The sequence below is a fragment of the Variovorax sp. Varisp46 genome (genome assembly GCF_059491885.1).
On sequence record NZ_CP168515.1, the window covers coordinates 5,772,114 to 5,785,772 of the forward strand.

General features: G+C 61.7%; 10 protein-coding genes and 1 pseudogene. 5 read left to right on the plus strand and 6 right to left on the minus strand.

The window, feature by feature from the left end:
* Positions 1-229 precede the first annotated feature (229 nt).
* The 3 genes and pseudogenes from ACEN9N_RS27310 to ACEN9N_RS27320 form a co-directional block, all read left to right on the plus strand.
* Positions 230-379: a hypothetical protein gene (locus ACEN9N_RS27310; RefSeq protein WP_007829937.1), complete on the plus strand. Its 150-nt coding sequence runs from the start codon at positions 230-232 to the stop codon at positions 377-379.
* A gap of 35 nt (positions 380-414) precedes the next feature.
* A complete protein-coding gene (locus ACEN9N_RS27315; RefSeq protein WP_495654965.1) occupies positions 415-2,610 on the plus strand; it encodes a catalase in 2,196 nt (731 codons plus the stop codon).
* A 195-nt stretch (positions 2,611-2,805) separates the two neighbouring features.
* Positions 2,806-3,063, plus strand: a pseudogene (locus tag ACEN9N_RS27320) (helix-turn-helix domain-containing protein); the annotation flags it as partial.
* Between the two features lie 189 nt (positions 3,064-3,252).
* Here the strand turns inward: ACEN9N_RS27320 and ACEN9N_RS27325 are convergent.
* The 4 genes from ACEN9N_RS27325 to ACEN9N_RS27340 form a co-directional block, all read right to left on the minus strand.
* Positions 3,253-3,918 (minus strand): tetratricopeptide repeat protein, encoded by a 666-nt coding sequence (locus ACEN9N_RS27325; protein ID WP_495654966.1) that lies wholly within the window; start codon positions 3,916-3,918, stop codon positions 3,253-3,255.
* 28 nt (positions 3,919-3,946) lie between these two features.
* On the minus strand, positions 3,947-5,485 hold the full coding sequence (locus ACEN9N_RS27330) for an RHS repeat-associated core domain-containing protein (RefSeq protein ID WP_495654967.1): 1,539 nt from the start codon (positions 5,483-5,485) through the stop codon (positions 3,947-3,949).
* Between the two features lie 390 nt (positions 5,486-5,875).
* The gene (locus ACEN9N_RS27335; RefSeq protein WP_495654968.1) at positions 5,876-6,031 is read right to left on the minus strand and encodes a hypothetical protein; all 156 of its coding nucleotides are present in this window, start codon (positions 6,029-6,031) and stop codon (positions 5,876-5,878) included.
* A gap of 91 nt (positions 6,032-6,122) precedes the next feature.
* On the minus strand, positions 6,123-6,482 hold the full coding sequence (locus tag ACEN9N_RS27340; RefSeq protein WP_495654969.1) for a hypothetical protein: 360 nt from the start codon (positions 6,480-6,482) through the stop codon (positions 6,123-6,125).
* Positions 6,483-6,962: 480 nt separating this feature from the next.
* Here ACEN9N_RS27340 and ACEN9N_RS27345 point away from each other — a divergent pair.
* A protein-coding gene (locus tag ACEN9N_RS27345) for an IS3 family transposase (protein WP_495654336.1) occupies positions 6,963-8,065 on the plus strand; the annotation gives its coding sequence in 2 pieces (ribosomal slippage) (positions 6,963-7,221 and positions 7,221-8,065; 1,104 coding nt in all).
* Positions 8,066-8,117: 52 nt separating this feature from the next.
* Positions 8,118-8,294, plus strand: a complete 177-nt coding sequence (locus ACEN9N_RS27350) for a hypothetical protein (RefSeq protein WP_495654970.1) — start codon at positions 8,118-8,120, stop codon at positions 8,292-8,294.
* Positions 8,295-8,352: 58 nt separating this feature from the next.
* On the opposite strand, the gene ACEN9N_RS27355 is transcribed toward ACEN9N_RS27350, so the two are convergent.
* The gene (locus tag ACEN9N_RS27355; protein WP_413334873.1) at positions 8,353-8,556 is read right to left on the minus strand and encodes a hypothetical protein; all 204 of its coding nucleotides are present in this window, start codon (positions 8,554-8,556) and stop codon (positions 8,353-8,355) included.
* Positions 8,557-8,564: 8 nt separating this feature from the next.
* Entirely contained in the window at positions 8,565-12,833 is a 4,269-nt protein-coding gene (locus tag ACEN9N_RS27360) for an RHS repeat-associated core domain-containing protein (protein ID WP_495654971.1), read from the minus strand.
* Positions 12,834-13,659: the final 826 nt, after the last annotated feature.

The window sequence follows — 13,659 nt, forward strand, 5'->3', positions numbered from 1 at the left end:
GGTTCTTTTCTTCTTTCTTTCTTCCCTGTGTTGGACCCATGCTATGCGACGGCGCTCCCCGATCCCACGGCCAGGGCGCGCGAAGCTTCGTAGGCGGGCAGGAGGTGCTGTCGGTGCGCTCCTACCTCGTCCGCGTGCCTTCTCCCACAGCGGTGGAAGGGCGGCCACTACGGGGTCCGGGCGCCGCGAAACATAACCTTGCATTTCGCTTGCAGCCCCGGAGTGGTCCATGGAGTTCTCATCGCTTTTCGACTCGTTCATCGGCACCTGGGGCGCTGAAATCCTGTTGTGGACCGTCGCCGCCGCGGCAGGCAGCATTTGTCTGATCGCCCTGGTCAACGTGCTCGACATGTTCCTCGACAACAACGAAACGGGCTGAACGCCCACCCCATGAAAGACTCCAGCAGATCCACGATGACGCCGCAGAACAAGGCTGCCGCAGGCCGCCGCGCCAGCGCCGCCAAGGCGGGCGGCGGCAGCAACGCCAAGCAGCTGCAGCTCGAAGGCTTCACCGTCGAGCATCCGACGACCCTGACCACCAACCAGGGTCTGCAGGTACCCGACAACCACAACTCGCTGAAAGCGGGCGTGCGCGGTCCGACGCTGCTGGAAGACTTCATCCTGCGCGAGAAGATCACGCACTTCGACCACGAGCGCATCCCGGAGCGCGCCGTGCACGCGCGCGGCTCGGCGGCGCACGGCTACTTCCAGGTCTACAAGTCGATGTCGCAGTTCACCTGCGCCGACTTCCTGCAGGACCCGGACGTGAAGACGCCCGTCTTCGTGCGCTTCTCGACCGTGGCCGGCTCGCGCGGCTCGGCCGACACGGTGCGCGACGTGCGCGGCTTCGCCGTCAAGTTCTACACGCGCGAGGGCAACTACGACCTCGTGGGCAACAACATCCCGGTGTTCTTCATCCAGGACGCGATCAAGTTCCCCGACCTCATCCACGCCGTGAAGCCCGAGCCGCACCACGAGATGCCGCAGGCCGCGAGTGCGCACGACACCTTCTGGGACTTCGCCTCGCTGATGCCCGAGAGCACCCACATGCTGATGTGGGCCATGAGCGACCGCGCCATTCCGCGCAGCCTGCGCATGATGGAAGGCTTCGGCGTGCACACCTTCCGCTTCGTCAACAGCCGCGGCGAGAGCCACTTCGTGAAGTTCCACTGGAAGCCCAAGCTCGGCATTCATGGCCTCGCGTGGGACGAGGCGCAGAAGATCGCCGGCAAGGACCCGGACTTCCATCGGCGCGACCTGTGGGAAGCCATCGAGAACGGCGACTTCCCCGAGTGGGAGCTCGGCGTGCAGATGATCGCGCAGGACAAGGAGCACTCGCTGGGCTTCGACCTGCTCGACCCCACCAAGCTGATTCCAGAAGAAATGGTGCCGGTGCAGAAGATCGGCAGGCTGGTGCTCAACCGCAACCCCGACAACTTCTTCGCCGAGACCGAGCAGGTGGCCTTCCATCCGGGCCACGTGGTGCCCGGCATCGACTTCAGCAACGACCCGCTGCTGCAGGGCCGCCTCTTCTCGTACACCGACACGCAGATCTCGCGCCTGGGCGGCGCCAACTTCCACGAACTGCCGATCAACAAGGGCGTGTGCCCGTTCCACAACTTCCAGCGCGACGGCATGCACAGGCAGACCATCGCGCGCGGCCAGGTGGCCTACGAGCCCAACACGCTGGGCAGCGGCACGGAGTTCCGCGTGGACGGCGGCAGCCACGGCTTCCAGTCGTTTCCGGAAGAGACCGAGTCGCCCAAGGTGCGCCGCCGCAGCCCCTCGTTCGACGACCACTTCACGCAGGCGCGCCTGTTCTTCAACAGCCAGAGCGCGGCCGAGAAGGAGCACATCATCGCGGCCTTCCGCTTCGAGCTGTCGAAGCTCGACGTGCCGGCCATCCGCCAGCGCATGGTCGACAACCTCGCGCACGTGGACGAGAAGCTGGCACGCCGCGTGGCCGAGCCGCTGGGCATCGGCGAGCCCGATGCCAAGGCGGCGGCGGGGCGCGCGGGCTTTCGCGACCACCGCATATCGCTGCCCATCGACGAGTCGCCGGCGCTGCGCATGGCCGACACGGGCGACGGCTCCATCCGCACGCGCAAGGTCGCGGTCCTCGTGGCCGATGGTGTCGATTCGGCTTCGCTGAAGCCGATCCGCGATGCGCTCGAGCAGGCCGGTGCGCAATGCAAGACAGTGGGCCCGAAGCTGGGCACCGTCGCCAGCGCATCGAAGCGCCAGATCGACGTCGACATGACCTTCGCCAACACGCCCTCGGTGATGTTCGACGCCGTGCTCGTGCCGGCCGGCAGCGAGAGCGCCGCCGCGATGTCGGGCATCGGCGATGCGGTGCACTTCGTGCTCGAGGCCTACAAGCACTGCAAGGCGATCTGCACGGTGGGCGAGGGCGTGCGGCTGCTGTCCACGCTCGGTATCGCCGCGGACACGCCGCCCGCCGATGTGCCGGCGGGCGTGGTGGTGGCGGCCACGCCGGTCACCAACCTGGGCGACACGACGGCGGCGATGCAGGTGGCGAACGATTTCATCGCGGCCATCGCCAAGCACCGGCACTGGGACCGTGCCAACGTCGACGCGGTGCCCGCTTGAGTTGGCCGGCCCGCGCGGGTTGACTGTGAGCGACGTCGACAAATGCAGCACTTTGGGGGTGTGGATTGGGTCCGATCAGATCTTCATAGTGTTGATTGCCGTCGAAAATTGACCCTCTAAACGCAGTAATTTCCGTCTAAGACTGACCCACGTAAAACTCTACCCTGCTCATTTTTAAAGCAGGGGATCCTAGGAGTGATAGACGTGGCGACATTGAGTGTCATCAGACGTTGGGCCCTGCGCGAGCAGATGTCCATCCGCGAGATAGCCAGGCGTACAGGCCTGTCTCGCAACACCGTCAAGAAGTATCTGCGAGCCGGCGACGAAGAGCCGCGCTACGCCAAGCGGGCGAGCTCGAGCAAGCTCGATCCCTATGCCGAGAAGCTCGCGACCTGGCTCGCGATCGAGGCCACCAAATCGCGGAAACAGCGGCGCAATCTGCGGCAGATCCACACACCCCAACCTAAAAAGGAGAACACCAAGCACTTATCCACATCGTGAGGCCTTCGGGCTCACAAAGCGGGTGGGTCAGTATTCAATGGAAATCTAGGGTCAGAGATCGGCGGAATCCAACACCTGACCAGAGATCGGCGGCATGTCACACGCCATCGCGAGATCCCAGAATTCGGCCAAGTTCGAGTGCTAAAGACCTTCCTCTTCCAGGCGCTGAGCAATCGCATCATGTACTGCGACTTTTTCTGGATCTACGGGATAGCCGTACCTCCCCTGGCGATGGAATGTCGCTAGGTATCTGTGAGCGGACGACAGGCCGCCCTCTGCAGCTGATGCTATCCACTTGGCGCCAGAGAGCTGCACGCCGGGATCATCGCTCAGGATAAGGTGGGCTCCAACGAGACACTGACTGAGCGGATCGCCGGCCTGCGCAGGTGCCAAGAGAAGATCAATCGCGCCCGCCTCGTCTTTCGGGACGAATTCGGAATGCCCACTCATCATCAGCATTCCCAGCGAAACCATCGCAGGAAGGTGCCCCGCCTCCACGAGCTCGGTAAGAATCGCTACTCCACGTCGAGGCTGCCGCTCCACTTGCCTGCCAGATATCAAATACGACGCCAGTGCACGTTTCGCGTCCTGGAAGCCACTGTTGGCAGCGATTTCACACCACTTAAAGGCTAACGTCTCGTTCCTTTGCCCCGTGAGTCCGATTGAGAAAAGTACGGACAAAACGCATTGGGCAACAACGTCGCCTTCTTGCGCGAGGCGTAAACACCATGCATGTGCGCCAGCTGATTGCTCGGGCAGCGAAAACCCTTGCCCGCGCAAATACGAGACGGCATGCTTTCGCGACATTGCATCTTTCACAGACGTGACCTTGCAATTAAGACGGACCAAGTGGCAATGGAGCTACCGGGTGAGCAGGACATCGCGCATTGTGAGCCTCAACGCTCTGATTGAACGCTGTCACCAGCCTTCGGTATTCGCCCATGTTACCGAGTACCCCATGGCCCCACATGCCGAGAATCAGAAGTCTGTTATTGAGCAGCTTGTCCTGCGCCCGCTTGCATCCATCGTCGGGCGGGCAGCTTTGGGGTGGCAGAGGAATCACGTTGTCATAGGTGGAATCGTTCGCGGCAGATGGCGGCGCGGCCGAGTTCGACCCGATGGCAGCAGCAATTCCCGCCCCGATCATTCCGAGCGTCAGCCCGCCGCCACCGCCACCAGCACCAGCTCCTCCACCGCCGCCGTCGAAGAGTTGGTTTTCAAACGGCCGCCCAAATCGCTTTTGTTGCAGCCCGTCAATGTCATAGAAGCGTAGAGAATCGCCGGCTGCGTACACAAATCGGTTCCATCCGCCACGCAAACCGATCGGATCCGGCTGGCTATACCGCCCCGTCCTCGCGTCATAGCTCCTGAAGTAGTTGTAGAACAGCCCGCTCTCCTCATCCGCATACTGCCCCGGATACCTCAGGTTGAATTTCACTTCCGAGAAGCTGGTCGTGCCCGGGGTCGGCGTGACATCCAGGTTGGCGAAGCGGTTCTTCGCGGTAGTCGGCTTGTCTTCCCCAAACGCGCTGTAGCTCCACTGCCAGACGGGTTGGCCGTCCGCATTGCTCAGGCGTCTCGGCGTGTTCAGGTGGTCGCTATGCACCGCGTAGGTGGCGCCATTGATCACGGCCGCAATCGGCATCGGGCCATTCACTGTGTGCAGGTAGATGTAGCTGGCCTGCCCCGCACTGTTCGCCCCGCCGCTGCCCGCCTCCGCGATCAGCGTGCCGTTCTCGTCGTAGACGTACGCATAACCCAATTGCTCAGATGGCGTCGTCGCCGGACTCCACAGCCGGGTGAAGAAAGCAATCAGCATCTGCATGAAGCCCGGGTCTGCTTCGTCGCCTGGGCCCGGCGGGTACAGCGGCTCGGTCTTGAACACCCGCTGGCCCAGCGCGTTGTGCGCGTAGCGCGTGGTCGGGCTCACGTCAGTGGCGCCGGTGGTGGCCGCGGCCAAGCGCCCTTCGGCGTCGTAGGTGTAGCTGTGCAGGCCATCGCTCACGAGGTCGCCGTTGGCGTTGTAGCCATAGGCCACGTTCGTGGTGGTGCCGCTCATGGTCTGAGAGAAGCCGCTGAGCTGGTTGCTCGTCGCGCCCACGGTGTAGGTGCGGCTGGTGCTCTGGCCGTTGAGCACCCGCGTGCTGCTCGAGCGGTTGCCGTTGGCGTCGTAGCCGAAGCTGGCGGTGTTCCCTGTGGCATTGAAACTGGTGATGCGCCCGACCGCGCTGTAGACCACACTCCAGGTGACGTTGCTGCTGGCGATGGTGCTGTGGGTCGGATCGGTGTCGCCCGGACCGTAGAGGCTCTGCGTCAGGCTGGCGATGCGGCCGGCGGTGTTGTAGACATAGCTGCTGAACTCGGTCGCGGTCATGCGCCCGGCGGTGTCGTAGCTGCGGCTGGCTGCGAGAGTTGGGCTGGCGAAGGCCCAGCTCCAGGCGGTGGGTTGGCCCAAGGGGTTCCAGGCGATGCCGGTAACGAGCGGATTGCCGTTCAGGCTCAGGGCCGTGAGGCGGCCGGTGCTGTCGTAGCTGTGCGTGAGCAGCCCAGGTCGTGACGAGACCGTTCGGTTCTGTTCTGCTCACGACACGATTGGCGGTGTCGTAGCCGTACTGCGTGACATGACCCAGCGCGTTGGTTTCCGTCAGAACATTTCCGGAACTGTCGTAGCTGTAGTTGGTGAGCGCTCCATTCGGGGCGGTCCGGGTGGCGACCAAACCTTGAGACCCATACGTCCATTTCGAGATGGAAACCGAGTGGTCAATCAGGCAGAGCCGGTGCGACCACAAAGCTCCAGACGTTGCAGATGGAGCGAGAGGACGGCCGTCACCGGCAGCTGATCGACAGCATCGACAACGTTGCGCACACAGTCGAGGATTCCAGTGCTTTCGCACATGGCAAGAAACTGGTCGAACGCCATCCGTTCCTGACAGGGCTACTGGGACCGTCGATTGTTCGGAAGCTGTTCGGCCGGTGATGGCACAAGGCCCAGAGAGGAAACCGGTGCCTTGTTAAACAGCTTCGACGATATCTCGATACCAAGTAGATGGGCATTGAGCTAGAAATGCCTGACGGCACTCTTCTGCTTCATCGGCCTTGTTTGCTTCCCTCAAGGAGTAGATCTCACTAACTGCATGTTGCGTCCGACGATTCCACAAAGTATCGGCGTGGGCAACTTGCATCACCAAGTCACCAAGGCGGTCGGCTGAAAAGGTCTCTGTTGGGAGCAAATCACTGCACAGCAGGCGCAGTAGCTCGACATGCTCGTCCGTCATGTCCTCGCCCGAAGCGAAGCTTCCCTGCTTGTACTCACGTATCAAAGTGAATGCTTTCTCCAAGTCATCCGGCTTCGCAGAGGGCTCTAGGGTCATTGAGGACACCTTTTTTCATCTTTGGTGGTGTACACAGATCGAACGGCCAGTCGCCGCTTCCTGATGAAATGCATTCATCGAGACAAGCTTGGCAATTGCCAGACCAACCGTAGTTCTTGCAATTTGCATAGGTACGGATACACGCATTTTTATCATCCTTTGGCCAAGGCTCTCCACGAGAGTCATCATCGCCACTACCCCAAGGCGGAGGCCACTTCGGTCTGCGATTCAGTAAGCCATCCAGCCAGTTTGGCACTGGAATGGGAATGCCATCGAGGTCGAGCAAGGGCGGTCGATAGACACACCCACCAGGCACGTAGCAATCCCAGTCGAGCCCATATCGATCTGAGATTCCGAGCGGATTTGCCCCTGCATAGATGCGGCGATTCCAACCTCCACGCAATCCGATTGGGTCTGACCTGCCCGGTTTCTCCGAGACATTGATTTCTAGGAAGATGGCTCCCGCCCGAAGAGGAGCCCATGAAGAAGAGTCGATTTTCAGAAGAGCAAATGGTCACGATCCTGCGCGAAGCAGATCGTACGACGGTGGCCGAGGCCGCCAAGAAGCACAAGGTCAGCGACGCCACCATCTATGCCTGGCGCAAACACTTCGGCCAGATGGAGGCGGCCGACGTCAAGCGTCTGAAGGCCCTGGAGCTTGAGAACAGCCGGCTGAAGAAGCTCCTTGCCGAGCGAGATCTGGACCTCGAGATCCTCAAGGAGATCAACGCAAAAAAATGGTGAGCCCGTTCGCTCGGCGCGAGCAACTGGCCTTCGTGCGCGCACGTGGCTTGAGTCTGCGCCGCGCCTGCGGGCTCATCGGCATGTCACGCGCCACGCCCAGCTATGAGCTGCGCTTGCCCGCCAAGGATGCGCCGGTGCTTGCGGCGATGAAGGAACTCTCGGCTCAGTATCCGCGCTACGGCTATCGCCGCATCCGCGTGTTTCTGCGCCGCAAGGGCTTCGAGCTGAGTTGGTCTCGCACGCACAGGCTGTGGCGCCAGGCGGGCCTGCTGGTGCCCCGAAAACGGCCGCGCAAGCGCATCGCCTCGGTGCGCCCGCGCGTTCACACGCCGTTCAAGGCCAACATGGTCTGGGCCTACGACTTCGTCTTCGACACCACGGCCAGCGGCCAGCAGATCAAGTGCCTGACTGTCGTGGACGAATACACCCGCGAGTGCCTGGCCATCGATGTGGCCGGGGCCATCCGCTCCAAGCGGGTGATCGAGGTGCTCTCGCGCTTGGTGAGCTTGCATGGTGCGCCGCTGTTCATGCGTTCGGACAACGGGCCGGAGTTCGTCAGCCAAGCCATCCTGGAGTGGATCTCAGGCTCGGGCATTGCCACCGTGCTCAACGATCCCGGCAAGCCTTGGCAGAACGGCACCGACGAGAGCTTCAACGGCAAGTTCCGCGACGAGTGTCTGTCCATCGAGTGGTTCCGTTCGCGCCGCGAAGCCGCTGTCCTGATCGAAGCCTGGCGCAATCACTACAACGAGGTACGTCCCCACAGCAGCCTGCAATACTTGACCCCGGCAGAGTTCAAACAGGAACTCCGCCTAGAACTGCAACCCGCCGTCTTCTAGGAAAAACTGTCTCGACTAAACCGAGCAGGTCACGACCACAAAGCTCCAGACGTTGCAGATGGAGCGAGAGGACGGCCGTCACCGGCAGCTGATCGACAGCATCGACAACGTTGCGCAGACCGTCGAGGAATCCAGTGCATTCGCACAGGGCAAGAAGCTGGTCGAGCGCCATTCGTTCCTGAGGGGGCTACTGGGACCGTCGATTGCTCGGAAACTGTTCGGAAGGTGATGAACAAGGCCCAGCGGGGAAGCTGGGCCGGTCGCTGTTCCGCCCTGACTAGGACGCCTCAATTCTCTAGGTCTGGGAACTGTTGATACAGAGGGACATTGACATGCATCTCAATCGCCCCGATTGACAGGCCAATACTCTTCTTGACCCTTTCGTATTCTTCGGGCGCGACCGCGTCCTTCACGATCTCTAGAACGGATACCAGTTCTTCAACGGCAGCAAGCGCTTTGGCTTGGATTTGGATTGCTTGGTCTCTTGTCATTTGTAGCCTCAATCGGGTGGAAGTCCAGGGTGTCCCTTGTCGAACATGCATCGACGGAAACATTTTCGATAGTCTGATGCCTGACGATCCTTACACGAGGGATCTAGAAGATGCGCACATTGTTCGTAGCATGCGTTTGCATCACGATCATATTTGTCGCTCTTAGAATTGTCGTCCGGAGGGTACGTCGGCCAACTGTTGCCGATCTTCGGCGTGACGATTGGGAGTTGATCACCACTGGCACCGCCAGAGCTGGCCGGTGGCGAAAACAAATCTCTGCATCCTTGTGAGAGGGCACAGCCAATACCCAGACTGAGTACTGGACCGACGATCGGAATCGCTTGTAACTGTAGCCCCTTGGGGTCGCTGTAGCTCAGCGGATTTCCACCAACGTAGCCGAACCGATTCCACCCACCTTCGAGACCGATGGGATCGCTCTGCGTATAGCGACCAACTCTCGGGTCATACGTCCTGAACCCGTTGTAGAACAGCCCCGACTCCGCATCCGCATACTGCCCCGGATACCTCAGGTTGAACTTCACCTCCGAGATGCCCGTCGTGCCCGGGTTCGGTATCGTCTCCAGATTGCCAAATCGGTTCTTCGCCAGCGTCGGCTTGTCTTCCCCGAACGCGCTGTAGCTCCACTGCCAAGCCGCCTGCCCGCTCGCATCGGTGAGCTTGCGCGGCGTGTTCAGGTGATCGCTGTGCACCGCATAGGTGTTGCCATTGACGATGGCCGCAATCGGCATCGGCCCGTTGGCCGTGGGCAGGTAGATGTACTGGCTCTGCCCCACACTGTTCGTGCCCCCACTGCCCACCTCTGCGATCAGGGTGCCCTGCTCGTCATAGACATACGCATAGCCCAATTGCTCGGCCTGCGTCGTTGCAGGACTCCACAGCTTGGTGAAGAACGCGATCAGCATCTGCATGAAGCCCGGGTCGGCTTCGTCGCCTGGGCCCGGCGGGTACAGCGGCTCAGTCTTGAACACCCGCTGGCCCAGCGCGTTGTGCGCGTAGCGCGTGGTCGGGCTCACGTCAGTGGCGCCGGTGGTGGCCGCGGCCAAGCGCCCTTCGGCGTCGTAGGTGTAGCTGTGCAGGCCATCGCTCACGAGGTCGCCGTTGGCGTTGTAGCCATAGGCCACGTTCGTGGTGGTGCCGCTCATGGTCTGAGAGAAGCCGCTGAGCTGGTTGCTCGTCGCGCCCACGGTGTAGGTGCGGCTGGTGCTCTGGCCGTTGAGCACCCGCGTGCTGCTCGAGCGGTTGCCGTTGGCGTCGTAGCCGAAGCTGGCGGTGTTCCCTGTGGCATTGAAACTGGTGATGCGCCCGACCGCGCTGTAGACCACACTCCAGGTGACGTTGCTGCTGGCGATGGTGCTGTGGGTCGGATCGGTGTCGCCCGGACCGTAGAGGCTCTGCGTCAGGCTGGCGATGCGGCCGGCGGTGTTGTAGACATAGCTGCTGAACTCGGTCGCGGTCATGCGCCCGGCGGTGTCGTAGCTGCGGCTGGCTGCGAGAGTTGGGCTGGCGAAGGCCCAGCTCCAGGCGGTGGGTTGGCCCAAGGGGTTCCAGGCGATGCCGGTAACGAGCGGATTGCCGTTCAGGCTCAGGGCCGTGAGGCGGCCGGTGCTGTCGTAGCTGTGCGTGAGCAGCCCACCGCCATTGGGGTAGCCGATGCTCGCCAAGGTGCCGTTGGGGTTGTAGCCGTAGCTGACCTGCTGGACGCTGCCGTTCGCGAGAGTCTGCTTCTTGAGGGTCACACGGCCGAAGGCGTCGCGGGTGTACTCGGTCGTGCCGCTGCGGTCGACGATCTCCGAGAGGTAGCCCTTGCTGTTCGCGCTCAGGTCGTAGCGCAGGGTGGTGGTCTTGCCGTCGGCGAAGACCAGGCCGGTGGGACGGCCCAGGGCATCGCGGGTGATCGTTGTGGCCTGGCCCAGGGCATCGGTGATTTGGCTGGGCAGGCCCAGGGCGTCGTACTGGGTGCTGGCGCCGCCGGTGTCGGCACTGCTCTCGGCCGTCGCATTCCCTTGGGCATCACGCGCGTAGGTGGTGGCCACACCCTTGAAGTCCTTGGCTTCGGTGACGGCATCCAGGGCGTTGTAGGTCAGGGTGGCGGTGACGTTCGCCGCGTCGGTCACGGACTTGATGCGGCGCAGGCCGTCGAGACCGTAGGTGGTGCTTTGATATGCGCCGTTCGTGTCTCGGATGAACTCGCCGTTGTAGTCGTAGCTGAGATAGTGGGCCTGGTTGGCGCCTTCTGTCTTGGCGCTGACCCGGTTGATGTTGTTGATGGTACGAACGACGGTCCAGGCCACGTTACCGGCGCCGTCTCGGATCTGCTCGGCCGTGCGATTGCCCATCGCGTCGAGCGTGTAAGTACCGGACTCGCCGCGGTTGTTGGACCAGGCCACGAGGCGATGCGCATCGTCGTAGGTATAGCTGACAACAAGACCGCTGGAAAACGATGCGGTTTCAAGCATCCCGGCGGCTTTGTAGGCGAAGGTCGTGGTTTGCTGGCCGCCGACAGTCTGAGCCACCAAGCGGTCACGGGCATCCCAGGTGAAGGTCGTGACGAGACCGTTCGGTTCTGTTCTGCTCACGACACGATTGGCGGTGTCGTAGCCGTACTGCGTGACATGACCCAGCGCGTTGGTTTCCGTCAGAACATTTCCGGAACTGTCGTAGCTGTAGTTGGTGACCGCTCCATTCGGGGCGGTCCGGGTGGCAACCAGGCCTTGAGTGCTATACGTCCATTGCCAGACCTTCGAGACGTTGGGCGAGCTCGCTGTGTCCGTGACGGTTCGACTCAGAAGATTGCCTTGTGCGTCGTAGGTCATGGCCGTGGTGCGGCCGGCCTCCGAGATCAAGATCGGCAGGTTGAAGCTGGCATGCCATTGCGTCGTGACCGTCTGGGCTTCGGGTGTCCCGACGGCGCGCGTGACTTCGGTGGGAAGGCGGCGGGTTGTGTCCCACGTCGTCGTGGTGACAGCTCCTTTGAAGTCGGTCTCTGACGTGACGAGGCCATTCGAATCCTGAATGCGGCTGGCGGCATCGGGTTCCCTTGTTTCCGATGGCTTCGAGCCGCCAGTGACGGCGAGCTTGCCGGCGCTGAATCCGTATGTATAGCTCCGCCAGTTGTTCAGTGGATCGCCGACGGAGCTGGACCCAGGGTTGACGTAGTTGACCTGGTATCGATTCACGGCGCCAGCAAGTTGAGTGCTCGTTGCGCGTCCGAGGGTGTCGTAAGCAAAGGAAGCCCAGCGTGTGCCGGACTCGTCAGCGATGCCCGTCAGGGCTTGGGGCAAGCTAGCGTTCTCATAAACATAGCTGCGACTTTTTCCATCGGCGTAGGTCACCTGGGACAGGCGGCTCTGGGCATCGTAGCCATATGTCAGTACCCGGGCGTCGGGCAGTGTCACGCTTGCGAGTTGGCCTGCGCCGTTGTAGCTCAACGCCAAGCTGCGGCCGAAAGGGTTGGTGATGCTCGCCAATTGACCCGAGACGTTGTAGGCGTAGGTGGTCGTCCGGCCATTGCGTTGGCGGCGAGACAAGACTTTGCCGTCCGGGCCGAAGTTGAGGGTTGCGTCGTCTTCGGCGTGGCCATAGGTCCATGCCCCGCCGGCAAGCTGCATCAGGGTGTCGGTACTAGCGGTGGTCGCCCAGGCGGCGGTGCCAGCGGTCTTGGCAAACTTGCGCACGGTGCCGTCGGCATTGACGATCGTGACGTCGGTGGGATCGCCGATCGGCGTCGCATCCAGGCGAGCATAGTGATTGTGGGACCAGACAAGGCCCAGGCCCGCTTGTGGTCGAGTTGGATCGTAAGCCCATCCGCTTCGATACGTGCGAGAGAACGAAATGGGTGCTTGCCCAGTGTCGGTCCAGTCGTTCTGAAAACTGAACTTCTCGCCTGTGGCCGGCATGATGGGCTGTCCTTTGAACAGCCCATCAGGATTCTTGCAAGAGTTGGACGCCGCGGGCGCTATGTCGGGCCTGACGCAGCTGCTTGCCTGCTCAACAAATCCCACATCGCAGGTACACCAATTTCCGGTGGCATCGGGGACGCTGTTCGCTGGGCATGCGGTCGATGTTTGCGAAAGGGTGACGCTTTGAAAAACTTTGCTGAGGCCGAATGGCCTGATCGCGTAGTAGGAGCATTGATAGGGGATAACTCCGCTGAAGCCGGCGTACTCCACCCCCAAGATATAGAAGGCCCCTGGGTTAGATTGAATCTCCGCATTCCAATCGGCGAACATCACGATGCACGCATTGGCGTCGGGCATCGGCCCCGGACCCCATACCACACGGTCATAGTTGATGCTACGTGCTGTGTACAGGCCTGTTGCTGCAAAAAAAGCGTGAACGTTTGCCAAGAGCAGGACATGGCAGACCAACAGAGCGGCCGAGAAACGGCCAACGAATTTAGCCGTGGCCCGGAACGTCTGTGCCAGGCGAGCCTCGAACCCACGCCCCGGAAGTTTCACTTTTCCCTCGCAGTGCTGGCCAACAGTCTTGGTTGATGCTCTGCCTTTAGCGATTGGCCTTTCGCTGTGTCGTCGCCCGGCGCCGACGAGCGGCAGTCTCCACGAATCAGGCTCGGCTGTGCATCCCCCATTTTGGGGAGATCGTTTGGCTCGCTCGTCTGAGGTGCGGCGAAGGGGATTCACGCTTACTTAAAAACCGACAGATCGGCATATCCGCACTTACTTAATAAAGTGCGTTCTTTTTTCTTGACCGCACGGACACCGATGCCACTTTGCATTGACATCGTGCGGGCGAAGCCGGGCTCTTGCGTTAAGCGGGCATCCCCGCGCCGGTCTGCGGAGTTGGCGCCATGGCCTGCTCCGTAGTCCATTTGCGCTAGACCGTATTGCGAATAGGCGCGGCAGGAGGCCGCTCCTAGACTTTCCCCCCGAGGCCTGAACGGCGCGCACTCTCGCGACGTCGATGGTCCGCTGACCGCGGGCTCACAGGGCTGCGCACGGGGGTCCAATGGCTTGGTTTTCGAGATGGGGATGGCAGCGCCCGGCACGTTGTCGTGCAGCTGTCGCGAGTGCTCTCGGTCTTGCAGGCATTCTTTTCCTGGGCTTCGGCCCTTCGGCATCGGCA

What these genes read in the sequence shown, in the direction of transcription:
- ACEN9N_RS27310 (WP_007829937.1), top strand. Translation starts at nt 230, where the DNA reads ATGGAGTTCTCATCGCTTTTCGACTCGTTCATCGGCACCTGGGGCGCT.
- ACEN9N_RS27315 (WP_495654965.1), top strand. Translation starts at nt 415, where the DNA reads ATGACGCCGCAGAACAAGGCTGCCGCAGGCCGCCGCGCCAGCGCCGCC.
- ACEN9N_RS27325 (WP_495654966.1), bottom strand. Translation starts at nt 3,918, where the DNA reads ATGTCGCGAAAGCATGCCGTCTCGTATTTGCGCGGGCAAGGGTTTTCG.
- ACEN9N_RS27330 (WP_495654967.1), bottom strand. Translation starts at nt 5,485, where the DNA reads ATGACCGCGACCGAGTTCAGCAGCTATGTCTACAACACCGCCGGCCGC.
- ACEN9N_RS27335 (WP_495654968.1), bottom strand. Translation starts at nt 6,031, where the DNA reads ATGGCGTTCGACCAGTTTCTTGCCATGTGCGAAAGCACTGGAATCCTC.
- ACEN9N_RS27340 (WP_495654969.1), bottom strand. Translation starts at nt 6,482, where the DNA reads ATGACCCTAGAGCCCTCTGCGAAGCCGGATGACTTGGAGAAAGCATTC.
- ACEN9N_RS27355 (WP_413334873.1), bottom strand. Translation starts at nt 8,556, where the DNA reads ATGACAAGAGACCAAGCAATCCAAATCCAAGCCAAAGCGCTTGCTGCC.
- ACEN9N_RS27360 (WP_495654971.1), bottom strand. Translation starts at nt 12,833, where the DNA reads ATGCCCGACGCCAATGCGTGCATCGTGATGTTCGCCGATTGGAATGCG.